The sequence below is a fragment of the Paenibacillus sp. SJS-P3 genome (genome assembly GCF_056711585.1).
This window is the reverse complement of sequence record NZ_CM160043.1, coordinates 3,470,347-3,494,840: the sequence shown is the minus strand read 5'-3', so window position 1 is coordinate 3,494,840 and position 24,494 is coordinate 3,470,347. Positions and strand designations below refer to the sequence as shown.

At 59.8% G+C, this 24,494-nt stretch carries 22 protein-coding genes; 19 read left to right on the top strand and 3 right to left on the bottom strand.

Annotated elements, in window-relative coordinates; all coding sequences use genetic code 11:
• Positions 1–20: 20 nt before the first annotated feature.
• The 11 genes from AC06G8_RS16150 (at position 21) to AC06G8_RS16100 (ending at position 11,119) form a co-directional block, all read left to right on the top strand.
• Positions 21–1,979, top strand: coding sequence for a LysM peptidoglycan-binding domain-containing protein (locus AC06G8_RS16150; RefSeq protein ID WP_480283312.1), 1,959 nt, complete (start codon positions 21–23; stop codon positions 1,977–1,979).
• 128 nt (positions 1,980–2,107) lie between these two features.
• Positions 2,108–2,749 carry a BofC C-terminal domain-containing protein gene (locus AC06G8_RS16145; protein ID WP_447664451.1) on the top strand — a complete coding sequence of 214 codons (642 nt, stop codon included), beginning with the start codon at positions 2,108–2,110 and terminating at the stop codon, positions 2,747–2,749.
• Between the two features lie 229 nt (positions 2,750–2,978).
• Positions 2,979–3,482: a crossover junction endodeoxyribonuclease RuvC gene (ruvC, locus tag AC06G8_RS16140; RefSeq protein WP_076354323.1), complete on the top strand. Its 504-nt coding sequence runs from the start codon at positions 2,979–2,981 to the stop codon at positions 3,480–3,482.
• Entirely contained in the window at positions 3,479–4,102 is a 624-nt protein-coding gene (gene ruvA / locus AC06G8_RS16135) for a Holliday junction branch migration protein RuvA (RefSeq protein ID WP_447664450.1), read from the top strand. Before ruvC ends, ruvA begins: the two co-directional genes overlap by 4 nt.
• Positions 4,103–4,120: 18 nt before the next feature.
• Positions 4,121–5,122, top strand: coding sequence for a Holliday junction branch migration DNA helicase RuvB (gene ruvB, locus AC06G8_RS16130; RefSeq protein WP_076354327.1), 1,002 nt, complete (start codon positions 4,121–4,123; stop codon positions 5,120–5,122).
• Positions 5,123–5,167: 45 nt separating this feature from the next.
• Complete coding sequence (locus AC06G8_RS16125; protein WP_447664449.1) at positions 5,168–5,629, top strand: thiol-disulfide oxidoreductase DCC family protein; 462 nt, start codon at positions 5,168–5,170, stop codon at positions 5,627–5,629.
• A 62-nt stretch (positions 5,630–5,691) separates the two neighbouring features.
• A complete protein-coding gene (locus tag AC06G8_RS16120; protein ID WP_480283311.1) occupies positions 5,692–7,797 on the top strand; it encodes a SpoIID/LytB domain-containing protein in 2,106 nt (701 codons plus the stop codon).
• 4 nt (positions 7,798–7,801) lie between these two features.
• Positions 7,802–8,845, top strand: coding sequence for a tRNA preQ1(34) S-adenosylmethionine ribosyltransferase-isomerase QueA (gene queA / locus AC06G8_RS16115; protein ID WP_447664447.1), 1,044 nt, complete (start codon positions 7,802–7,804; stop codon positions 8,843–8,845).
• Positions 8,846–8,862: 17 nt separating this feature from the next.
• Entirely contained in the window at positions 8,863–9,996 is a 1,134-nt protein-coding gene (tgt, locus tag AC06G8_RS16110) for a tRNA guanosine(34) transglycosylase Tgt (RefSeq protein ID WP_447664446.1), read from the top strand.
• A gap of 38 nt (positions 9,997–10,034) precedes the next feature.
• Entirely contained in the window at positions 10,035–10,400 is a 366-nt protein-coding gene (gene yajC / locus AC06G8_RS16105; protein ID WP_076354334.1) for a preprotein translocase subunit YajC, read from the top strand.
• Between the two features lie 221 nt (positions 10,401–10,621).
• Entirely contained in the window at positions 10,622–11,119 is a 498-nt protein-coding gene (locus tag AC06G8_RS16100; RefSeq protein WP_480283310.1) for an SDR family oxidoreductase, read from the top strand.
• 72 nt (positions 11,120–11,191) lie between these two features.
• Here the strand turns inward: AC06G8_RS16100 and AC06G8_RS16095 are convergent, their stop codons facing one another.
• A complete protein-coding gene (locus AC06G8_RS16095) occupies positions 11,192–12,019 on the bottom strand; it encodes a phosphatase PAP2 family protein (RefSeq protein ID WP_447664444.1) in 828 nt (275 codons plus the stop codon).
• Between the two features lie 114 nt (positions 12,020–12,133).
• A complete protein-coding gene (locus AC06G8_RS16090; protein ID WP_447664443.1) occupies positions 12,134–12,523 on the bottom strand; it encodes a TIGR04086 family membrane protein in 390 nt (129 codons plus the stop codon).
• Between the two features lie 206 nt (positions 12,524–12,729).
• Here AC06G8_RS16090 and AC06G8_RS16085 point away from each other — a divergent pair, with 206 nt between their 5' ends.
• Positions 12,730–13,560 carry a DUF421 domain-containing protein gene (locus AC06G8_RS16085; RefSeq protein ID WP_480283309.1) on the top strand — a complete coding sequence of 277 codons (831 nt, stop codon included), beginning with the start codon at positions 12,730–12,732 and terminating at the stop codon, positions 13,558–13,560.
• Between the two features lie 59 nt (positions 13,561–13,619).
• Here AC06G8_RS16085 and spoVB read toward each other — a convergent pair whose 3' ends face one another.
• Positions 13,620–15,221, bottom strand: coding sequence for a stage V sporulation protein B (spoVB, locus tag AC06G8_RS16080; RefSeq protein WP_480283308.1), 1,602 nt, complete (start codon positions 15,219–15,221; stop codon positions 13,620–13,622).
• A gap of 213 nt (positions 15,222–15,434) precedes the next feature.
• Between spoVB and AC06G8_RS16075 the strand changes: the two genes are divergently transcribed.
• The 7 genes from AC06G8_RS16075 (at position 15,435) to AC06G8_RS16045 (ending at position 24,479) form a co-directional block, all read left to right on the top strand.
• Positions 15,435–15,668, top strand: a complete 234-nt coding sequence (locus AC06G8_RS16075; protein ID WP_447664440.1) for a post-transcriptional regulator — start codon at positions 15,435–15,437, stop codon at positions 15,666–15,668.
• 89 nt (positions 15,669–15,757) lie between these two features.
• Positions 15,758–17,032 carry a protein translocase subunit SecD gene (gene secD, locus AC06G8_RS16070; protein WP_447664439.1) on the top strand — a complete coding sequence of 425 codons (1,275 nt, stop codon included), beginning with the start codon at positions 15,758–15,760 and terminating at the stop codon, positions 17,030–17,032.
• Positions 17,022–17,942 (top strand): protein translocase subunit SecF, encoded by a 921-nt coding sequence (gene secF, locus AC06G8_RS16065; RefSeq protein ID WP_447664438.1) that lies wholly within the window; start codon positions 17,022–17,024, stop codon positions 17,940–17,942. The genes secD and secF overlap by 11 nt, the downstream gene beginning before the upstream one ends.
• 15 nt (positions 17,943–17,957) lie before the next feature.
• Entirely contained in the window at positions 17,958–18,863 is a 906-nt protein-coding gene (locus tag AC06G8_RS16060) for a cation diffusion facilitator family transporter (protein ID WP_447664437.1), read from the top strand.
• Positions 18,864–19,057: 194 nt separating this feature from the next.
• Positions 19,058–21,478, top strand: coding sequence for a single-stranded-DNA-specific exonuclease RecJ (gene recJ / locus AC06G8_RS16055; protein WP_480283307.1), 2,421 nt, complete (start codon positions 19,058–19,060; stop codon positions 21,476–21,478).
• A 23-nt stretch (positions 21,479–21,501) separates the two neighbouring features.
• Complete coding sequence (locus tag AC06G8_RS16050; RefSeq protein WP_447664435.1) at positions 21,502–22,014, top strand: adenine phosphoribosyltransferase; 513 nt, start codon at positions 21,502–21,504, stop codon at positions 22,012–22,014.
• Positions 22,015–22,298: 284 nt separating this feature from the next.
• A complete protein-coding gene (locus AC06G8_RS16045) occupies positions 22,299–24,479 on the top strand; it encodes a RelA/SpoT family protein (RefSeq protein ID WP_447664434.1) in 2,181 nt (726 codons plus the stop codon).
• The last annotated feature ends 15 nt before the right edge of the window (positions 24,480–24,494 follow it).

The following is a 24,494-nucleotide window of genomic DNA, read 5'->3' as shown; positions in this document are numbered from 1 at the left end:
GAAGAGGAGGGAGTCGGCTAGTGAAAATCCATATTGTCAAAGAGGGAGAATCATTCTACCTCATCGGCCAGAAATACGGGGTGACGGTGGAGGAGCTGAAGAAGCTCAACCCATCCGTGACCGATGACAAGAACTTGCAGATCGGCGCCAAAATCAAGGTTCCTTCGGAAGAGGAAAAGCATTGGAGCGGCGGCTTGATCCACAAGTACACGGTGCAAGCGGGGGATACGCTCTGGAAGCTGTCGAAGGCTTGGGGAGTGCCCCTGAACGAGCTCATCAAGGCCAACTCGCAGCTGACGAACCCGGATGCGCTGAATGTCGGGGATACGGTCAACATTCCAAAGCAAAAGGAATCGACGGCATTATCCCCCGAGCATAAGGCCGAGCATCACGGCCACACGGGAGGAAAAGCGTTCACGGGACCGATCGTCGACGGCAAAAAGAACACGGCGCCCATCGAGGAGAAGCCACCTACGGCGGTGAAGCCTCCAACGGCTGTGAAGCCGCCGACGGCGGTGAAGCCGCCCGAGCCGGTTCCTGTGCCGCCGCCCGCACCTCCTGTACCGCCGGCTCTTCCGGTGGAGGAGAAGGCATGCGCGAAGCCTTATCAATCCCATTATACGGAGAAGGCGATCCACCCTTTCGCCCAGGAGAAGCTTCCGGCCGTCGAAGCGGTCGCTCCGCTGTTTGAGCTTCCCAAAATGCCCGAATATGCCCCGGCCCCATCCTACGGAAGCGGGTACACGAAGCCTGGTGCCGGGTCTTACGGCGTCAAGGGCTCCGGTTACGGGGACGCCTACTCGCAGGGCGATCATGGCGCGGGATATGGACAGGAGCTTCCTGGATTAGGAGGCCAGATGGATGGCTACGGCGTGCACAACGCCTGGCCGGCGGCATCCGGTCCGGCAGCTGGAGCTTCAGTCGAACAGCCGTATGCAGCCGCCTCCCCGTGGATGGCCGGCTATCCGGCCGGTTATGGAATCGCGGGGCAACAGCAAGGCTATGGGTACCCGGGAGGCATGGTGCAGGGAGCCGCGCAGATGCCGGGAGACGGCTATGGTCCCCAGGCGGGAAGCGCAGGTTATGGCGGCTATGGAGCTGCCGCAGCAGGCTTGCAGGATTTTTACCCGCACGGATACGGCGCCTACGGACATGGCGGATACAGCCATCCGGGCTATGCAGGAGAAGCGCAGGGGTATGGCGGATACGGCCATCCGGGATATGCAGCAGAAGTGCAGGGGTATGGCGGATACGGCCATCCGGGCTATGCAGCAGAAGCGCAGGGGTATGGCGGATACGGCCATCCGGGCTATGCAGCAGAAGCGCAGGGGTATGGCGGATACGGCCATCCGGGCTATGCAGCAGAAGCGCAGGGGTATGGCGGATACGGCCATCAAGGGTATGGCGCTCAGAACAACGGGGCGCATGTTTATGGCGGGGGAGGTTATCCTCAAGGCATCATGCCGGCCGCAGAAGCCGCTGCTCCCGGTCAATACAGTTACGACGGCGGCGGCACGTGGAATGCTGCGGGAGCAAGCGCCGGCGCCGCCAGTCCTGCCCAGTGGCCTGGATACCAAGGCTGGGGCGCGGAAGCTCAAGGGTATCCCGCCTCTCCGGGAGACTGGCCGCAGACGGCCGCCGTGCAGGGCTACGGCGTGAATCCGGAGTATGGAGGAGCGCCGCTGAAGGAAGCTGCGCCGGTAGCGGTCCAGGCTTCCTGCTGCGGAGACAGGGAGGAGGAGGAGGCGCAGGGGGCTGATCAGGCAGGCAAGCCGGAGGCCGAATCTAAGGCTGACACCAAGCCGGAGGCCAAATCTAAGGCTGACGCCAAGCCGGAGGCCAAATCTAAGGCTGACGCCAAGCCGGCGAAAACGGGCACGGCGGCCGCGCGCAAGCAGCCCAAAAAAGCGGTTGTACGCAGCGCTTCCCGGCCGGCTCCCCGCGCCTCCAAGGGCAGCAAGCCCTGGATCAACCGCTGACGGGGCCGAGGATGGGGAATGGCCATAGAGCCGAACCGGGCTGAACTCGCAGCCCGGTTCTTCTTATGCTTGCATAATTCATCCAGCCGGAAGGCAGACTAGCTTAAAATGCCAAGAAGGGGCTATGGATGACCATGTTGTCAATCAGCATCTGGAACCATCTGAAACGGAAATATTTGAGGCGCAGGCGCAGCCGTTCGCCGCTTGGCCTGGCTTGCGCGCTTCTGCTGCCTGCAGCGCTTCTGCTGGGCTCTGCCGGAGCCGAGGCGGCCGATCGGAGCGGGCCGGACTTTCCTCAAGAGGGAATCTCTTCCTTTCTGGAGGGAAGCGCATCTGCCGCGGTCACGATGAAAAGGGTCTATCTATGCGGAGAGGAAATCCGTCCGCTCGGCGTCATGGATCCGCCTTCCGTGCTGAAGCTGCTCGGCAGCCACCCCGGCTGGGAAGCCGGATTCGATGAAAAAGGCGGCGTAGTCGTGACCGAGCGAATCGACGATCTGTCCGAGGCCTGCAAGCAAAGCGCGACTTTCGGGGTGGATGACGGGGGAAGCCTGACGTTGTTCGAAGGTCCTCCGAGCGATGAGAAAGTCATGAAGACGTTCTTTCAGCTCGATCTGCAGTACATGGAAAGCACGCTGCCCAAGCAGGAACGGGACAAGCTGCTGAGCGGCATCCGCGTCCAGGACAGGGACGAGTTCAACAGCGTCTTGTCGACGTACAACGATTTTGCCCTGGAGGGATCCAGAGGAGCGATGAAGCGCGCCTACTGATTCCGTTCGGTCATCGGGATGCTGAGCTTCCGCCGATAACAAGGCATGCTTCCAGTCGGCATGCCCATTCTCCGAGCGCCTTTGCGAAAAGGCGTTTTTTTTGCTTTTCGGCTGCGGTCTGAAACGCTTGTTCTCATGTCATCCACTTCCTGTTATAATAGATAGAGTCTGTTTTTCTCTACATAGAGATAGATTTTATTGTACAGCTTTCATACAAGGAGAGTGCGCGATGCGGATTTTAGGGATCGACCCCGGCATCGCCATCGCGGGATTCGGGTTCATCGACAAGGACGGCATGAAGCTTACGCCGGTCCAATACGGCTCCATCGAGACGGAAGCCGGCACGCCTCACGAGGTGCGGCTCAAGCAAGTCTACGAGTCTGCTTCGGCTCTGATGGACAAATACAAGCCGGACTCCGTTGCTGTCGAGAAGCTGTTCTTCAACCGCAACGTGACGACGGCCTTCACGGTCGGCGAAGCCCGGGGCGTCATCATTCTTGCCGCCGCCCAGCGGGGGCTTCCCATATCGGAATACACGCCGATGCAGGTCAAGCAGGCCGTCGTCGGATATGGCAAGGCCGAGAAGCGCCAAGTGCAGGAGATGGTGCGGATGTTCCTCAAGCTGGCCAAGGTGCCCAAGCCCGACGACGTCGCCGATGCGCTTGCGGTTGCCGTCTGCCATGCCCATGCTTCCGGCATGATGTCCAAGATAAACGAGGTGCGCCGCAGATGATCGATTTTGTAAAAGGCCGTGTGGCCTATGTGGATACGGATTATATCGTCGTCGACGTTCGGGATGTCGGCTACCAGGTTTATACGCCCAACCCTTACGCGTTCGCCCGCGGGGAGGAGCCTGTCACCGTTTACTGCCACCACCATGTGCGCGAGGACGCGGCGCAGCTGTTCGGATTCCAGACGAGGGAAGAGCAGGCTCTGTTCCGCAAGCTGCTCGAGGTGTCCGGCATCGGGCCTAGGGTCGCGGTCGGGATTCTGGCCGGGGGCCGCCCGGAGGCGGTCATCTCGGCCATCCATCGCGAGGACTTGAGCTTCCTCATCAGGCTCCCCGGCATCGGCAAGAAGACGGCCCAGCGGATGATCCTTGATCTCAAGGACAAGCTGCAGATCACCTCGGCTTCCATCGAGCTCGCATGGGAAGCGGAGGCCGCGGGCGGGGCGGCAGTCGCCGCCGCAGGCGAGGACAGCTGGGGCGAAGCGAGGGAAGCCCTTGGAGCCCTCGGTTACACGGCGTCGGAGCTGGATCGCGCCTGGGCGGGCATGGGCGGCTCGCAGCAGCCCGGAGAGACCGTGGACGCGCTCATGAAGCGGGCGCTGCAGCAGCTGTTCAAGGGATAGCGGAAAGGGAGGTTTTGCATGGAAGACGATCGCATCATTTCCGCCAATCTGATGATGGAAGACCAGGCAGTCGAATACAGCCTCCGTCCGAGGTATCTGTCCGAATACATCGGCCAGTCCCAGGTGAAGGACAACCTCAAGGTATTCATCGAGGCGGCGAAGCTACGCAAGGAAGCTCTCGACCATGTGCTGCTGTACGGCCCGCCGGGACTCGGCAAGACGACTCTCTCGAACATCATCGCCAACGAGCTCGGCGTCAACCTGCGTACGACTTCCGGCCCGGCGATCGAGCGGCCGGGAGATCTGGCCGCCCTGCTCACGAACCTTCAGGAGGGCGACGTGCTGTTCATCGACGAGATCCACCGCTTGAACCGCTCCGTGGAGGAAGTGCTGTACCCGGCGATGGAGGATTTCTGCCTGGACATCATGATCGGCAAAGGTCCGAGCGCGCGCTCCGTGCGGCTTGACCTGCCCCCGTTCACGCTGATCGGAGCCACGACCCGCGCCGGGCTGCTCAGCGCCCCTCTGCGCGACCGCTTCGGAGTCGTCAGCAGGCTGGAGTTTTATGGGACGGACGAGCTGGCGTTCATCATTTCCCGCTCCGCCGAGATTCTGGAAGTCGGCATGGTCGGCGATGCGGCATCCGAGATCGCCCTCCGCTCGCGGGGGACGCCGCGGATCGCCAACCGGCTGCTCAAGCGGGTTCGCGATTTCGCGCAGGTGCGCGGAAACGGCATCATTACCGACGAGCTCGCCAAGCAGGCGCTGTCGCTGATCGCCGTCGATCCGCTCGGACTCGACCGGATCGACCACAAGATGCTGCAGGCGATGATCGCCAACTACCGCGGCGGTCCTGTCGGCCTCGATACGATCGCAGCGACGATCGGCGAGGAAAGCCAGACGATCGAGGATGTGTACGAGCCGTATCTCATGCAGATCGGCTTCCTGCAGCGCACCCCGCGGGGCCGCATCGTCACTCCGCTTGCCTATCGCCATCTGGGCTTGCCCGTTCCGGAATAAAGGCTGCGGCATACATGCCCGCATGGCCAATGGGAGGATCCGCCGATGAAGGAGCAACGGTCCGGCGCCGCTGAAGACAGCGCATTGACCGTCATCTACGACGGCCAATGCAACCTCTGCCTCGCCTCGGTCGACAGGCTGGGCCGCCTGGGTTCGAGGGCGGAGCTGACGTTTGTGCCGCTGCAGAATCTGGACCGGCTCCAGGGCCGGGCCGCCGAGCGGGTTCTGGACGTCGGCGAGGAAGCGCTGAGGGACAGGATGCATGTCGTTGACGGCGCAGGGCGCTTGTATGCGGGCAGCGACGCCGTCGTGCGCATCCTGCGCACGGTTCCAGGCTTCGGGCCGGCAGGATGGCTGTACCGGCTGCCGGGCATGAGCCGCCTTGGAGATTGGATCTACCGCTATATCGCCGAGCGCCGCTATGACTGGTTCGGCAAGGCGGATGAAGCCTGTTCCCCGGACGAATGCCGAGTTCCCCCTGGAGACATGACCGACAAAACCCTGTAAGGTGCCCGCCTGCGCGCCGGCCCATCGCCGAGAGCTTGCGGAGCACACGGAAGGAGAGAACCATGGACAGACCGATAGCCCGAATTCTCCCCAAAGGACTGCTGGCAGCCGCCGTTCTGGGCGGCTGCCTCTACTTGCCTCCCAAGGCGGAAGCGGACGGGATCGAGATCATGGACACGATCCGCGTCGGCTTATTCATCACCGTGCCGAACAAATATACGCTCTCGATTCCTGCGGCGACATTCAGCTCCGACGGCGGGCTCGCCGTCGGAGTCAGCCAGGGGGGCGCTCCCAAGCCGCTGATTGCCGTTGTCGGCGGCACGACTGCCAGGGTGGCCGTAGAGAACCACTCCGTCCTTCTGGGAGAGAACAGCTCCTTCGCGGCCGCGCTTGCCGTATTCAAAGCCGTGCAGACAGCCGGAGGAAACGCCGTGCTGGAGGCGGTAGACCGCGGAGGAAGCACTTCCTACCAAGTGTCGGAAGGCTCCTACTCTTCTGCAGCTGCGGCTGGGACCGCTCTTGCCAAATGGAACGCCAACGCGACGGTGAAGGCATTCGGCGGCGGCGCCTCCGTGCGCGGCCCGCTTCACCTGGAGACGGCCGCGTATGCGACCGAGCAGGAGGCGCGGCTCGCGATGGCTTCGTTCAGCGCTTCCGGAACGGATACTTTCCTTGCCTTGCGCCCATCGGATTCCGGAGCCCGTTATTCCGTCATGGTGGGAGCGGCGGCGGACAGCGCTTCGCTGGAAGCCGTGAAGCTCAAGCTGGCCGGAATCGCGGAGGCGGCCGGGCTGAAGCAGGCTGCGGCGGGCGATTATCTGCTGCAGCGGAGCGATTTGTCCGTCAGCCAGAAGGAAGGGGCATCGAGCATGCTGCTGACCTTCCCGGCGGGCACGAAGGCTGTCGTGCAGCCGTCCTCGACCCAAGGAGTGAAACTTGCCGAGCGCTACGCCCGTACATACAGAGGCCAGTTCGAGTTAAGCAGCTACAACAACGCTCTTGCCGTCATCAACGAACTTCCGTTCGAGCAGTATCTGTATTCCGTCGTCGGCGGGGAAATGCCCGGCTCCTGGCCGATCGAGGCGCTCAAGGCGCAAGCCGTGGCCGCCCGCTCCTACGCCGTCTATCAGGGGACCGGCTTCGGCATCGCCCAGGTCGTCGACACGACGCTCAGCCAGGCGTACAACGGCGTCGCCTCCGAGAAGGCCGCTACCATCAAGGCGGTCGACGATACGAAGGGGCTGGTCATGCTCAGCGGGGGCAAGCCTGTTGAGGCGGTATTCTCGTCCAGCGCCGGAGGTTATACAGCGGATCCATCCGAAGTATGGGGAAGCCAGGTGCCGTATCTGGCTCCAGTCCAAAGCCCGGACGATTCTTCCGAGAACGGCCTTTATAAATGGTACCGGGTCATGGCTCCGAGCGGCGGCACCGGTTTCATCCGGTCCGACACGGCTGATCTGACCGGAGAGAAGAACGCTGCCGGGGCTGTCATCGCGCGCATCAAGTCCGCCGCTACCAATGTGAGGCCGCTGCCACTAATCCAGGACGGCGTGAGTCCGGTGGACAAGCTGGACGCCGGGGCGAAGGTGACGGTGCTAGAGACGGTCGCGCAGTCCAATGAATTCAACTGGATGCGCGGCCCGTTCACCTCGGCCCAGCTGCTGGATTCCATGAAGGGCAAGACGACCTCGGCCGTATCCGGACCGATCCAGTCGCTGGAGGTCGCCTCGCGCGGACCATCCGGACGGGTCATGCAGGTGAACGTGAACGGCAGAGCCGTTCCGGTCAAGTATCCGGACTCCCTGCGGACCGTGATGGGCAGCTTGCCGAGCACGAGGTTCGCCATCGAGCCGGCCGGGCAGGTGTCGCTTCTCGGCGCCGGCGGCGCCTCGGCGGTCAAGGAAACGGGAGCGGCTGTCCAAGTGCTCGGAGCCGGCGGAGCCAAAGCATCGCCCTCGGACGGAGCGGGTCTGACGGTCATGAGCGCCTCCGGCGCCATCCGGCCCGTCTCCGCGTCGCAGACGTGGCTCATCCGGGGCACCGGCAACGGGCACGGCCTCGGAATGTCGCAATACGGCGCCAAGAGCCTGGCTGATTCCGGGTATGATTACCAACGCATTCTGAAATACTACTACAAAGAGATTGAACTCGCTAAGGACGGAAGCTGAAGCCATGAACGTAGAAGATTATGATTTTCACCTGCCGGACGAACTGATCGCCCAGACCCCTTTGACGGACCGGACCTCCTCGCGCCTGCTTACTCTGGACAAGCGCTCGGGAGAGATCGCCCATCATCGGTTCACGGATCTCAAGCAGTATTTGCGCGAGGGAGACACGCTGGTCATCAACGATAGCCGCGTGCTTCCCGCCCGCCTGCTCGGCGTCAAGGAGGATACCGGAGCGAAGGCGGAGCTGCTGCTGCTCCGCCAGCTGGAAGGCGATGCCTGGGAGACGCTGGCGAAGCCGGCCAAGAAGCTGAAGGCCGGCACGGTCATCGCTTTCGGCGCCGGCGAAGGCGGCGAGCCGCTGCTGCGCGCGGTCGTGGAAAGCGAAGGCGATATGGGCGGACGCATCGTCCGCTTCAAATACAGCGGAATATTTCAGGAGCTGCTGGACAGACTGGGCGAGATGCCGCTGCCGCCGTATATCAAGGAGCGCCTGGACGACCGTGAGCGGTATCAGACCGTCTATTCCCGCCAAGCGGGATCCGCAGCCGCTCCGACTGCGGGGCTTCATTTCACGAAGCAGTTCCTCCAGGAGCTGCGGGAGATGGGGGTCGGGATCGCTCCGCTGACGCTTCATGTCGGTCTCGGCACGTTCCGGCCGATGTCCACGGACACGATCGAGGAGCATGTGATGCACTCCGAGTATTACGAGCTCAGCGAGGAATCCGCCGCGATGATCCGCGCCGCCAAGGAACGCGGCGGCCGGATCGTGGCCGTCGGCACCACGTCGGCCCGCACGCTGGAGACAGCGGCGCAGCGGTATCCGGACGGGCTTCAGGCTTGCAGCGGCTGGACGGATATTTTCATTTATCCCGGTTATGAGTTCCGGGCTGTCGATGCCCTGCTGACGAATTTCCATCTGCCCAAGTCGACGCTGGTCATGCTGGTGAGCGCGCTTGCCGGGCGCGAGCATGTCCTGCGCGCCTATGCAGAGGCAGTCAACGAGAAGTACCGGTTTTTCAGCTTCGGCGACGCGATGTTTATCTACTAGGAATGGAAGAGTGAACTGTGGCTGTAACTTACGAACTGATCAAAGTATGCAAGCAATCCGGGGCGCGGCTCGGCCGCGTCCATACCCCTCACGGCGTCATTGAGACGCCGGCGTTCATGCCCGTCGGCACCCAGGCTACCGTCAAGACGATGAGCCCGGAAGAGCTGAAGGAGATGGACGCCCATATCATTCTCAGCAACACCTATCACCTGTGGCTCCGTCCTGGCCACGATCTGATCCGCAATGCCGGCGGCCTGCATAAGTTCATGAATTGGGACCGCCCGATTCTGACGGACAGCGGAGGCTTCCAGGTGTTCTCGCTGAGCAATATGCGCAAGATCACCGAGGAAGGCGTCGAATTCCGCTCCCATCTGAACGGCGACCGCTTGTTCCTGTCGCCGGAGAAGGCGATGGAGATCCAGAACTCGCTCGGCTCCGACATCATGATGGCATTCGACGAGTGCCCTCCGTATCCGGCCGAATACGAGTACATCAAAAACTCGCTGGAGAGGACGTCCCGCTGGGCGGAGCGCTGCCTCAAAGCCCATGCCCGTCCGCAGGACCAAGGGCTGTTCGCTATCATCCAGGGAGGCATGCATGCCGATCTGCGCAAGCAGAGCGCGGCTGATTTGACTTCCATGGATTTCCCGGGGTATGCTATTGGTGGTTTGAGCGTCGGGGAACCGAAGCATCTCATGTATGAGGTGCTGGAGGAGACCATTCCGCTCCTGCCGACAGGCAAGCCGCGTTATTTGATGGGCGTCGGATCTCCCGACGCGCTTCTCGAAGGCGCGATCCGCGGAGTCGACATGTTCGACTGCGTGCTTCCGACCCGCATTGCCCGCAACGGCACGACGATGACGAGCGGCGGGCGGGTGAACATCCGCAACGCCAAGTACGCGGAGGATCTCGGACCGCTTGATCCGGAGTGCGGCTGCTACACCTGCCGCAATTATTCCCGCGCTTATCTGCGGCATCTCATCAAGGCCGACGAGACGTTCGGCATCAGGCTGACGACCTACCATAACCTGCATTTCCTGCTGGAGATGATGCGCGGTGTGCGCCAGGCGATCATGGAGGACAGGCTGCTTGATTTCCGGGACGAATTCTTCACCCAATACGGCCTGCATGACAACGACAAAGGGTTTTAACCAGAATCTCGTTCCGATATTGAAAGGGGTATACACATATGTATCTGGCTTCCGGTAGTGCCGGCGGTGGCGGCATGTCCATGCTGCTCATGTTCGGCCTCATGTTCGTCGTCTTCTACTTCCTTCTGATCCGTCCTCAGCAGAAGAAGCAAAAGCAGCGCAACGCCCTGCTCGGCTCGCTCAAGAAAGGCGACAAAATCGCCACCATCGGCGGCATGCACGGCACGATCGTGGAGCTGACGGACGACACGGTCGTTCTGCGGGTCAACGATACGACGCGAGTGACGTTCGAACGCAGCGCCATCGCATCCGTCCTGAACAGCGCTCCGGCTCCTGTCGAAGCCAAGACGGAAGAAAAGCTTGAAGTCAAAAGCGACAAAGTGGATCCTGAAGGCACGCTCTAAGCAGCAGCCCGACGTTCCAAAAACCCTTCGGAGAGCTGCTCTCCGAAGGGTTTTTTATGCGTTTCGATGCTTCTTTAGGGCTGCCGCGGCCAGCTGGCATACCCGATGCCGAAATGGCCCATGGACGACTGGATATCCTCATGAACGATTTTTGGGGAGGTGAAAGGCTGACTCATTGGAGCAAGCCTCTCTGGGCATCTCCGCTGAAGGATGGGCTGGCCATGCAGCACGGAGTGCACGACACCCATTATATTACGGAACATCTCGCGATGCGGCTGCTGCTCCGCAGCGAATCGGGCCTCCTCGCGGAAATAACCGACGGCGTTGATTACAAGTATCGGGGCAATCTGCCCTATAGCTTGTCCAAGATTTGGGGAATCCATATGGCGGCAGGACTGGCCGAGGAATTCAAGCCTTATGGAATATGCGCGGTTTCGTTGACTCCTGGTATTTTGCGTTCGGAGGAGATGCTGGCGCCTTTCGGCGTGACGGAAGCGAACTGGAGAGACGCCGGCGAGAAGGATCCGAAATTTCTTCAGTCGGAAACCCCGCTCTATGTAGGCAGGGCATTGGCCTGTCTGGCGGCCGACCCCGAGAAGGGAAGCTTGGCAGGAAGGCATCCAAGCTCATGGGAGCTGTCGGAACGATACGAATTCCTGGATGACGGAACGCGGCCTCATTGGGGCCGGCACGCACAAAAGCTGCTGAATCAGCCGTAAGTGCAAAAAAGGAGCCGCGAGGGCTCCTTTTTTGCGCTTTGCAGGAAGCTGGATTCAACGCCGGAAAGGGGGTCAGCGCGAAGGATGTACGGACGGGACCGGTTTGGCCAGCGATTTCAAATCCGCCAGCTTGTAGCCCATGTACACGGCGAAGGTCGCCAGGCAGAGGCCTCCGAGCATGTCGGTCAGCCAATGAATGCCCATATAGAAGATGGTGAAAATAATGATTGCTGCCGTCACGCCGGTCAGCCAAGCCCAGCGCTTGATGCCGGAACGGGCTCCCAGCAAGGCAAGCGTCACGGAAATGGAAGTATGAAGGCTCGGGAAACAGTTGTCCAGGCCGGACAAGCCGCGGTACACCGTTTCGAAAGCGGGAAATGCCTCCAGCATATAGAAATGAACGTTTGGATTGAAGGCCCAAACTTCCTTGACGGGCATGAACAGGTAAAACGGGATCGCTATCAGGTAATTGAGCATGATCGCGTAGCAGGTCGCGGAGAACTGCCGTCCGGTTTTGTCGCGGTACATATAGACGCCGAGCGAGGCGACCAGCAGCGACTGGAAGACGACAACGTAGAAAAAGGCCAGCACCGGCGTCAGCCATGCGGCATGGAACAGCTGCTGGAATCCTTCCACGAAGCCGCCTTCGAGCCGCTGGACGAATGGCGTGAAGTCGGTCTGTTGCTTCATCTTGCTTTCGATGATCAGCTCGAGCTTGTTCATGAAGAGGATGGCCAGCAGCGAGCCGAACAGCAGCAAGTATCTGGGATTGACGGCTAGATTGCGAGCAAAGACGCCTGCGGCGCGCAGCGGATTGCGGCCGGTTCCGAAACTGATCAATACGGCGGACGTCAGCACCGTGTACAGCGTAATTTGATTCATCGATGTCAAGATTGCCACTATGGTTCCCCCTAAGCTTGCCCCTGATACACCGGAAGATGACTGTTCCAGATGATTACCAGTTCAATTACCGAGAACAAGTATAGCATACCCGAGACAAGTTTACACAGGGGGTCATTTCCGCAGATTGACGCCGATCATGCCACCGAATGCGCCTGCCAGAGCGACGATGAGGAAAAGGATGCCGGTTTTGGACGACATGCCTGCATCGGCTGCCAGAAAGCCGATAACGAGCACCAGAAGGCCGTAGACGAGGCCAAGCAGGCCGCCATGGTACCAGCCTTTGGCGCCGCTGCGCTTGCCGGATGTGAAGCCTCCGCATAAGGACGCGGTGCCGTGAATGCCAAGCGCCCAGGCGGGAAGCGAATCCTCGCTGAGATTTCCCGCGTACAGCATGAGCGACAGAAGCAAGGCTCCCAGAGCGAGCCATAAGCCGGAGTAAGCCAGCCCTCCTAGCATGGGGGAGCCGAAACGCACTTTTTGCACATTTTTAATCGGATTCATGCGGCAATCACCCTCCAGTGATGGTTTGGTATTCAGTTCACCATATGGTCAAGCCGCCGGAATTAGTACAGCCCTGCCGCCTGGAAGGACAAATCCTCGTTTCGCCTTTATTGCCAACATTTCATTGCGCCTTGCTGTGCATGGCTGTGGACAGGGGGGGCGACAATACCATCTGACGCTTATGATTGGGCCAAGGGGGCGAAAGCATGGAATATGGGTCGCTGCTGCTGCGGACCGTCCTTATTTATTTTGTCGTGTTCCTGATCATGAGATTGATGGGAAAGCGTGAAATCGGCAAATTGAGCGTGTTCGACCTCGTCATCTCGTTCATGATCGCCGAAATCGCGGTCCTTGTCATCGAGGATACGAAAAAACCGCTTATCGAGGGCATCGTTCCGATGGCCGTGCTGATGATCATCCAGGTGCTGATCGCTTATATCGGCATGAAAAACCGCAAGCTCCGGCTGCTGTTCGACGGCAAGCCCAGCGTTATTATCGCGGATGGCAAGCTCAATCAGAAGGAAATGAAGAAACAGCGCTACAATCTGGACGATCTCATGCTTCAGCTGAGGGAAAACCAGGTGGCGAGGGTGGCGGACGTGGAATTCGCGATTCTCGAGACGAGCGGCAAGCTGTCCGTCATCCCGAAGGAAAAACAGTCCCAGTCTTCCGGCCAGAGCCAGCAAGGACAACAAGGCCAGCAGAGCCAACAGGGTCAGAAGAACCAACAAAGCGGGCAGGGAAGCTCATCCGGCGGAGGACAAAAACAAGGAAAGCAAGAAAAGAACAATGAGCAGCAGGATTCATCGTCAAGCGCGATTACGTTTCCTTCTGCTTATCGGTTCGAAACGCTGCCGGTTCCACTCATTATGGATGGCAGAGTAATGGATCATAATCTGGAGAAGCTGGAGAAAAACCGTCTCTGGCTGAAGCAGCAGCTTCGCAAGAAAGGGCTCACGGAGTGGAATCAGGTGTTCTTCTGCACGATCGACCACAAAGGCGAGCTGTTCGTCGATGAGAACCGCCGAAACAAATAAAAACGGGCAGCTGAGTTGACGCAGCTGCCTGTTCGCTTTGTCTCCATTCCTGCCGCCCTTCAGCCGAACCAGCGCCGGATGCCCGGTATGCGGGACAAGTCGTGCCTGTCGATAATTCCCATGGCTCCCATCAGGAATAAATAGACCGCAGCGCCGGCTGAGCACGAAATGATCAGATTGAGCCATTCGGCTGGCAGCGGACCTCTGCTCATCAGCCATCTGCAGGAGGCTCCCATGATGATCATGGCGCTTCCGACCTTGATGAAGTCTGGAAGCTTCATGCGGTATCCGGCGCAGCGTATGATGCTGATGCCGTGCAAGGCGGTGACGAGGATGATGTTGACGACGATTGCGATCACAGCGCCATAGATTCCGAGCTCGGGACGAGACGCGAGCTCGACGATGAGATACAGCTTCACGCAGGCGCCGACGGTCGTATTGAACAGTGCGGTTCCTGGTTTGTCCAGCGCCTGCAGGGCGGCCTGAAGCGGCCCTTGCAAGTAGATGAAGATTCCGGCGGGAGCGAGCAGGGCAAGCAGCGGGGCGATTTCCCCGTGATTGTACATCAGCCGGCACAGCGGCTCCGCGAGCAGGCCCATGACGACGACAAAGGGAGCTCCGCTGACGAGAGCCAGGCGGAGAGACTGATGGAGACGCTTATGGATCGAGGCCATATCTCCTCTGGCCGCTGCTGCCGACAGGGATGGAATCAGAGACACCGACAGGGAGTAGGTAAGAGCCGTCGGCAGCAGAAGCAGCGGAATGATCATCCCTTGCAGGGCGCCGTATTGCGCGGTGGCGGCACCGGTTGCGATGCCCGCGGCGGCGAGGCTGCGGGCGGTAAGGATCGATTCCAGCAGGTAGGACAGGGAACCGACCAGCCGGCTGCCCGTGACCGGTATGGAAAGGCGCAGCAGCCTTTTCAGCACGGGAACGCGCTCTTCGTGCTTGGTGTTTTGGGAAAGGGGCGGAGCGCCGGCAGGGGTGGCGGGGACAGCCGCAGCGGAATTGCCCTTGTCTTTCGCTGCATGCCAGAACAAGATCAGCAGGCCTGCGATCTCGCCGATGACGGTTCCCATCATCGCGCCAGCGGCTGCCCATTCGAGTCCGTAAGGGAGCAGAAGGAAAGCCAGCAGCAATTGCCCGGCGATCCGCAGCACCGTCTCCACCACCTGGGACTGGGCGGTCGGGATCATGTTCTGCTTGCCTTGGAAATAACCTCTGTATACGGACGATACCCCGATGATGAGCAGCATCGGCGCCATCATTACGAACGGCCGGTACACGCGGCTGTCGGTCAGGACGCGGGTCGTGATCCATTCGGCGCCGAGCAGCATCAGAGCCGTCATCGCAAGGGCAAGGACGATCGTCAGCAGCATGGCGGTGCGGAAAATCTGCTTGACGCGGTGGCCCTCCCCCTTGGAGTCGGCCTCCGCGATCCATTTGGCTACGGCCAGCGGGATGCCGCCTGTAATGAGAGTCAGCAGCACGCCCAGGAACGGGTAGCTGAGCTGGTAGATGCCGACCCCTTCGGCTCCGATGACTCGAGGAAGGGCGATGCGGGGGACGAAACCGAGAATCCGGTTGATGACGCCCGCCGCAAGCAGGATCATGGCTCCCTTGATAAAGGTTTGACTGGTTTGTTTGTTCGGCTTCGTCATAGGTTCCTTCCTCTTCCCTAACGGTGTTCATTGTGCCGGCCCGGCAAGGGGGGCGGGCACGTCCGTACAGCATGTTTATGCGGCATCCGGCACCCGGCATGTCTATGTTTTTTGGGAAGAAGCCGGAACGAGGCAGGAATGCGGGCCTCTGCGTCGAATGGAATCAGTTCGACGGCTTGAGGCGGATAGTCAACAGGGGAGGCGAGTGGCCGCATGACGGAAAAGGAAATGAGCGAGGAAATCTTCGCCCTGTGCGAGAGCAAGGCGGAGGAGCTCCGCTGGATCGGCTACGAGCAGGTGACGGGGACCGATGTATGGGAGTGCGTTCAAGCCCGGTATATCAAGTCGGGTGAGCCGCTGCTGCACAAGCTCGTGAATGACATCTTGTCCCTTAAGGCGACCCAGCTCATGAACCATCTGACGATGAGCGCGTGGAAAGAAACCTGATTTTGACAAGGGTTTCTTTTTTTTGACTCAAATTTCCCGCATCGTTATAATAGAAACGATTGTGAACTTAAGGAGGAACATCAGGAATTATGAAACGGATGCTAGCATTCCTGATCATTGTCGTCGTCAGTTTCGGCGTCATTGGTTGGACAAGCCCCGCCCTCTTGGATAAGACCCGGTTAGGTCTGGACCTCAAGGGCGGATTCGAAATCCTCTACCAGGCCAAGCCTTTGAACGAAGGCAGCAAAGTGACGCGCGAATCGTTGACGGAGACGGCAAAAAGCCTCGAGAAGCGCGTCAACAAAGACGGCGTGTCCGAGCCTGAAGTCACGACGGAAGGCACGGACCGCATCCGCATCCGCATCGCGGGCATGGACGAAGCCAAGGAAGCCAAGCTGCGCGAAGACCTCGTCAAGCCTGCGAACCTGACCTTCCGCAGCGCCATCGGCTGCGCCAAGGACGCCGGCTACTGCAAGGTGGAACTGACAGGCAGCGACTTCAAGGAAGGCGGAGCGTCGATCCAGCAAGGCGATTTCGGCCAATACAAGATCAACATCAAGCTCAAGGATGCCGCCCAGTTCGCCAAGGTGACTTCCGAGGTAGCCAAGCTGGCCGTGACCGGCAACAACCAACTCGCCATTTATCTGGACGAGAACCAGCTTTCCGCTCCGAATGTGTCATCCGAGATCAACAGCAGCGACGCCGAGATTTCCGGCAACTACACTCGTGAAGAAGCAATGAATATCCGCGACACGATCAACCTCGGCGCCCTGCCGCTGAAGCTCGAAGTGAAATACACGCAGTCCGTCGGCGCCTCGCTCGGCAAGCAGTCGCTCGACGACACGATTTTCGCCGGCCTGGTCGGCACAGTCTTCATCGTGCTCTTCATGCTCGTTTTCTACCGGGTGCCGGGCATTGCGGCCAGCGTATCCCTGATCATCTATACCTGGCTGCTGCTTGCGGCGCATATCGCGCTCAACGCGACGCTTACGCTTCCCGGCATCGCGGCCTTCATTCTCGGCATCGGCATCGCCGTCGACGCCAACATCCTGACGGCGGAGCGGATCAAGGAAGAGATTCGTTCCGGCAAGAGCCTGCTGAGCGCTTTCCGCGCCGGCTCCAAAACTTCCCTGCGCACGATCATCGACTCCCACGTCACGACGATCATCGCCGCCGGCGTGCTGTTCTTCATCGGTGTCGGATCCGTCAAAGGATTCGCCATCACGCTGCTTCTGAGCATCATCATCAGCCTGATCTCCAACGTAGTCGTTTCCCGCTACCTGCTCTGGCTGATGATCAAAAGCGGCAAATTCAACAAGCCGGGCTATTACGGCGTGAAGGAGAGTGAAATCCGTGCGCTCTAAGGAATCCCGGATCGATTTTGTCCATTACAGCAAGTATTTCTACATCTTCTCGATCGTCATCACGATCGCCGGCATCGTGGCGCTCGCGGCTCTGGGACTGAACTACGGCGTCGATTTCAAGTCGGGCTCCAGCGTGGACGTCAAGTCGACCAAGGACTTGTCCGCCCAGCGCCAGGAGATCGAATCCTATCTCCAAGCCGGAGAATTCGGCAAGCACAACGCCCCGACCTTCGGCGACAACCGGATGACGATCCGATTCGACGAAGTGCTCAGCCAGAGCAAGGAAGAGCAGCTCAAGTCGGATCTTAAAGCGAAGTTCGATCCCGGCTCTTCGGTCGAGGTCAACACGGTCGATGTCGAGATCGCCCGCGAGCTGCAGTGGAACGCGCTCAAGGCGATGCTGCTGGCTTGCATCGGCATCATCATTTATGTCGCCATCCGCTTTGAATGGCGCTTCGGCCTTGCGGCCGTCGTGGCTCTCGTCCACGATGCCTTCATCGTCATCAGCGTCTTCTCGATCTTCCGTCTGGAGGTCAACCTTCCGTTCATCGTCGCGATCCTGACGATCATCGGCTATTCCATCAACGATACGATCGTCATCTTCGACCGGATCCGCGAGAATTTGCGCTTCGCGAAGATCAAGACGTTCAAGGACTACATCAAGGTCGTCAACGACAGCGTCTGGCAGACGATGACGCGCTCCATCAACACGGCGCTTACCGTTCTGTTCGCCGCCTTGGCGCTGTTCATTTTCGGGAGCGAGTCGATCCGCCTGTTCTCGCTGGCGATGCTTGTAGGCTTGTTAAGCGGAGCGTACTCCTCGATCTTCATCGCGAGTCCGTTGTGGCTGCTCATGAAGAAGAATTCCAAGTCGAAGCCGGCTTCCGCAGGCAATCCGGCAGCTTCATAACGGGAGGCTGAAGCCATGGCCGACAAGCAACCGCAATCCGGCCTAGCTGCGGCCGGCCGGTGGAGGGAGACCGGGGTCCATATCGGGCTCGCCGTCATCAAGGGAACGACCGGCTCCCTTTTCGGCAGCTCCGTTCTGCTGTCGGATGCTTTCCGCTCCGCTTCGGACGCATGCTCCTCCTATGCGGCGCAAGTATCCGGCAAGAAGGACAGCCGCCGCAGCGGGGACAACGCGCAGCACTTGGGCAGGGAGCATACATTCGTTTATGTGTTCTCCATTTTTCTCATCGTCATCGGCCTGCAGATGGCCGTGCTCGCTCTCAACCGCATGATGGAGCCGCTTGACGGCTATCCGCAGCTTCCGGCTGCCTTCGTCATTCCGATCTGCCTTGCCTTGCGCCTTCTGTTCGTAAGAGGTCCCATTCCCGGATGGGAATGGGCAGTCTCGCTGACGGCGGCCGCCGGAGCTGCAGGCGCTTGGGCCGGAGGCGAGAGCGGATTGATCTGGATGACTTATCTGGATCCTGCCGCATCGGTCCTCATCGGGGCTTTCATCGTCTACAAGGGCTATCTTCTGTTTCTTGGAACCGGCAAAAAGAAGGAGACAGCTCCCGCAGACCATTCCGGTCTGGCCGAGGACATGACGGAGATCATCCAGAGAGTCGACGGCGTCGTGACGGTGGAAGCAGTCCAGCCGCATATGAGCGGGGGCAGGATATCCGCCGAGATCGTCATCAGCGTCAATCCCCGGATTTCCGTGCTCGAAGGAGCGGATATCGGGCGGCGGGTCAAGCAGCTTGTCCTCAAGCGGTTCATGCATATCCATGACGTTAAAATCTGCGTAGAGCCTTATAATCCCGGCTACCCGTACAAATCCAATCATGACCCCAATCAGGAGCATATGCCGACGCTGCTTCAGTAAGAGCCGGCTGGCCCGTCTTGGGCATAACGCTGCCGCCGCCTGCTGCGGGCTGATCCGGATCTTCCGGAACGGCCCGCAGCCGCAGAGGGCAGCGTTTCTCTGCTTGGATCGCGTTTGGGAATCAGCCGGTGACGGCAAGCGGCAGATAGGGACGCAAGCTTATACCGAAATGCAAGGATGGAGGCGGGAACAACGTGATCGGGTCCAAAACCCGCTGGAACATAAGAAAGCTGAATGAAGAGGAAAACCAGGCTGCGCAATCGATTCAGGCTGCTCTTGGCCTGAATCCGCTGGCGGCGAGACTGCTCGTGCAAAGAGGGTGCATGTCGCCGGAAACGGCTCATGACTTCATGGGAGCGGGAATCGAGTCGATGCACGATCCCTATCTGCTCAAGGGAATGGAGGAAGCGGTCGCCCGCATCCGGAAGGCCGCGGCAGACGGGGAGAAAGTGCTTGTGTACGGGGATTATGACGCGGACGGGGTTTCTTCCACCGCATTGATGATCCTTCTGCTGCGCGAGCTGGGCATTCGCCATGACTATTATATTCCGCATCGCACCAGGGAAGGATATGGCATGAACATCCCGGCCGTGGACAAGGCTGCGGAAGAAGGATTCACGCTTATCGTCACGGTCGACAACGGAATCAGCGCCGTCGAGCCGATCGCGCATGCCCGCAAGCTGGGCTTGTCGGTCGTCGTCACGGATCATCATGAACCTCCCGACGTTCTTCCCGCTGCCGATGCCATCGTGAATCCCAAGCAGCCCGGCTGCGCTTATCCGTTCAAGGGACTGTGCGGCGCCGGAGTCGCATTCAAGCTCGCCCAGTGCCTGCTTGGCCGCATTCCCCTGGAATGGAGCGATATTGCCGCTCTGGGAACGATTGCGGACTTGATGCCACTGGCCGATGAGAACCGCATTATCGTTCGATCCGGCCTTCATGTCATCCGAACTTCGCCTCGCCCCGGATTCGCGGCTTTGGCCGAAGCGGGCGGCATCAAGACGGAGGCGGTCACGGCATCGGATATCGGCTTCCAGATGGGTCCGAGAGTCAACGCCGCCGGCCGGCTTGATCATGCGGCTCCGGCCGTCGTCCTTCTTGTTACGGATGATCGGGAGGAAGCCGAGGAAATCGCCTCGAGCCTGGACGAGCTCAATATCGAGCGCCGCGAGGTTGTCGCCGATATCGCGAAGGAAGCCGAAGCCATGTGGCAGGAACGCTGCCGCCGGGCCGACGAGCAAGGCGCTCCCCATCCCGGAGTGATCGTGCTCGCCGGAGCGGGCTGGAATCCCGGCGTTGTCGGCATCGTGGCTTCCAAGCTGCTGGAGAAGCATTACCGTCCGACCGTGCTGCTCGGCCTTGACGAGCAATCGGGAATGTGCAAAGGATCGGCAAGGTCGATTCCGGGTTATGATCTGTTCGAGGCGCTGAGCTCCTGCAAGGAACTGATGGAGCATTACGGCGGCCATGCGGCCGCTGCGGGCATGACGCTTCATCGCACCAGGCTGGACGAGCTGGAAAAAGCCCTTTGCGCGCAAGCGGAGCTTCAGCTGCGTCCGGAGGATTACATTCCGGTCTGCGACATCGATCTGGTCTGTCCCATCGAGGAGGCGTCGATCGAGACCGCCGGCGAGCTGGCGCTGCTTGAGCCTTACGGCAGCGGCAATCCGGTGCCGAAGCTGCTGATCAGCGTCGCGGGCATCGGCGATGTCCGCCTGCTCGGCAAGGAGAAGACGCATCTCAAGCTCGCTCTAAGCAGCGGCCTCACCCCGGCGAAGCTGGATGCGATCGGATTCGGCATGGGAGAATTCGCTGATCCGCTTGCCGCTTCCTTGAGGGCGGACATCGTCGGGGAGCTGACGGTGAACGAATGGAACGGGAAGCGCAAGCCGCAGCTGATGATCCGCGATCTGAGGGTCAGAGAGCCGAGGGTGTACGACTTCAGAGGGACAAGGGATCCTGGCGGCCGCCTTGCTTCGATCATCGAGAGGCTCCGGCAGGAAAAGAGAACGGCCGTCATCGTGACGAGGGAAAGGCTCCATTCGGCCAGCGCTCGCGAGATCGCATCCGGCAGCGAAGGAAGCGGCAATTCCGGATGGATCCATTGCCTTCCCGAAGAAGTTCCGGAGGGAGGCTTCTCCTGCCAGGAAGTCATCCTTTATGGAAGTCCGTCATCCTGCGCCAGGCTGGAGAAAGCTCTTCGGCTCAGCAATGGGCTTGAGGCGCTGCATCTGCTCTACCCGGCTGATCCGAAAGGCTCCGCGGACTGGCTGGAGCGCGCGGGCATGGGCAGGCTGTACGCCTGGATCCGCAAGCTGTCTCCGCTGCCTGCCGGGCAGGCGGGACGGAGGCTGGCCGAGGCTGCGGGCTGCCCGCCGGAGAGAGCCTCTCTGGCATTGGAAGTGTTTCATCAGCTGGGCTTCATCGAACGGCGCGACGAGGGCTGGACGGCCGCCGAAGCCCCTGCCCGCAGGGACCTCTCGGAATCCGCGCTTTACCTGGAGGCGCTGGAAGAAGAGAAGATCATGTCCAAGCTTTTCTCGGCAACAGAAGACATCAAATCCTGGATAGCCGGCTTGCCGGCATCAAGCCATCATACCGAACTACCCGCATAGGGAATAAAAGGAGCTCGACAATCATGAATTTCAAAGAATATATCCGCGTTATCGAAGATTTTCCTCAGCCTGGCATCCGCTTCAAGGACATCACGACGCTGCTGAACAACGGCGAAGTCTACCGTGCGGCGATCGATGAGCTCAAAAAAGCGGCCCACGGCAAAGAGATCGACCTGATCGCCGGTCCGGAGGCGCGCGGCTTCGTCGTCGGAGCTCCGCTAGCGATCGCTCTTGGAGTCGGCTTCGTGCCGATCCGCAAAAGCGGCAAGCTTCCGGGAGAGACCGTCGAGGCCGGCTATGATCTTGAATACGGCAAAGACACGCTCGCCGTCCACAAGGATGCCATCAAGCCGGGACAGCGCGTGCTCATCGCCGACGATCTGCTCGCTACCGGCGGCACGATCGCGACGACGATCAACCTGATCGAGCAGCTTGGCGGCGAGGTCGTAGGAGCTTCGTTCCTGATCGAGCTCGGCTATTTGAACGGACGCGCCAAGCTTGGCGGCCTGGACGTCTTCTCTCTGATAAAATACTAAACGCTTCATTATTAATTATTTCTCAGGAAATAATGGCGGCCGGCAAACGGCCGTCTTTTTTTATCGATATAGACAGTTTTCGACCCCTTTAATAGCAGAATAAGGAATTTGAACCAATGTTTATGACGGCTCTCCAGGCCGCGGGTAGAGGGATGGCCTTATCGCTTCAAGTTCAGTTGACGCCGCCCGTATTGTAGGGGCATAATAGGAGTTAAACTTATTTTCATAGGTACTGGGACACGGTAAAAGTCGAACGATGACATTTGGATGGAAAGGGACGTTTCATGGGCATAGAGCAATTACTCGCTAAGGCGTCGACTTATATGAGGGACCAGGATCTGAACAGGATCCGGGAGGCCTATGAATTTGCCGATCAAGCCCATCACGGGCAGGTGCGCAAATCGGGAGAGCCCTATATTCTCCATCCGGTGGCCGTGGCGGAAATCCTGGTCAATATGGAGATGGACGTGACTTCCATCATAGCGGCGCTGCTGCATGACGTTGTGGAGGATACGACCGTCGAGGTGGAACAGGTCCGAGCGATATTCGGTGATACCTGCGCCATGCTTGTCGACGGCCTCACCAAGCTGGAAAAGATCAAATTCCGGTCCAAGGAAGAACAACAGAACGAGAACTACCGCAAGATGTTCGTGGCGATGGCTCAGGACATCCGCGTCATTCTCATCAAGCTAGCGGACCGGCTTCATAATATGCGCACGCTGAAATTCCAGTCGGAGGAAGCGCAGCGCCGCATCGCCTACGAGACGCTGGAGATTTTCTGTCCGATCGCCCACAGGCTCGGCATCTCCGCGATCAAGTGGGAGATGGAGGATATCGCCCTGCGCTATCTCAATCCGCAGCAATATTACCGGATCGCCAATCTGATGAAGAAAAAGCGTGCGGAGCGGGAGCAGTACATCGCTGTCGTCATCGGACGGATTACGGAAAAGCTGGAGGAAATGGGCATCGACGGCGATATTTCTGGGCGCCCCAAGCATATTTACAGCATTTACCGCAAGATGACGATGCGCAACAAGCAGTTCAACGAAATCTATGATCTGATGGCGATCCGCATCATCGTGGACAACATCAAGGACTGCTATGCGACGCTCGGCATCATCCATACGCTGTGGAAGCCGATGCCCGGACGTTTCAAGGACTATGTCGCGATGCCCAAGGCCAACATGTACCAGTCCTTGCATACGACCGTCGTGGGACCGAACGGCGAGCCGACCGAGGTCCAGATCCGTACCTGGGAGATGCACCGCACGAGCGAGTACGGCGTCGCGGCCCACTGGGCCTACAAGGAAGGCTCGGCGGGACCGAGCGGCAATATCGAGGACAAGATGGGATGGTTCCGCGAAATCCTGGAACTGCAGAACGACGCCGAGGACGCCTCCGAGTTCATGGAGTCGCTCAAGATGGACTTCTTCTCGGACCTGGTGTTCGTGTTCACGCCAAAAGGCGAAGTGATCGAACTGCCGGCCGGTTCTGTTCCGCTTGATTTTGCCTACCGGATCCATACGGAGGTCGGCAACCGGACGATCGGGGCCAAGGTGAACAGCCGGATCGTGCCGCTTGATTATAAGCTCAAGACCGGCGACATCGTGGAGATTCTGACCTCGAAGCATTCCTACGGCCCGAGCCAGGACTGGATCAAGATCGCGAAATCCTCGCATGCCCGGACGAAGATCAAAGCCTGGTTCAAAAAAGAGCGGCGCGAGGAGAACGTCATCAAAGGCCGCGATATGCTGGAGCGCGAGCTGAAGCGGCTAGGCCTTGAGCCATCCGCCTGGATGGCCGAGGACAAGCTTATGGAGGCCGCGTCCAAGTTCAGCTTCCATGATGTCGAGGACATGATGTCTGCGATCGGCTTCGGCGGCATCACCGCCGCGCAGATCTGCACCAAGCTGACCGAGAAGATGCGGCGGGAAGCCGAAGCCGCGCAGCTGATCGAGCTTACGAACGAGCCGACCGAGGTGAAGTCTCCGGGGACCCGCAAGAAGGCGGCGACCGGCGGCGTGACCGTCAAAGGCATCGACAACCTGCTCGTCCGCTTCGCCCGCTGCTGCAATCCGGTTCCCGGCGATGAAATCGTGGGCTATATTACACGCGGACGCGGAGTGTCCGTTCACCGGCAGGATTGTCCGAATCTTCCTGTCGAAGGCCAGGAGGACGACGCGGAGCGCGTCATCGAGGTCGAATGGGAAGAGTCGACGGAGTCGAACTACAGCGTCGATATCGAGATTACCGGCTACGACCATCGCGGCCTGCTCAACGAGGTGCTGCAAGCCGTAGCGGAGAGCAAGACGAATATATCCGCGGTTACCGGACGCACGGGCAAGAACAAGATGGTCATCATCCATATGACCATTCTGATCCGCAACATCGAGCATCTGCAGTCCGTCGTGGACAAGATCAAGCGCGTCAAGGACATCTACTCGGTGCAGCGCATCATGCAATAGGATAGAGGACGGTGG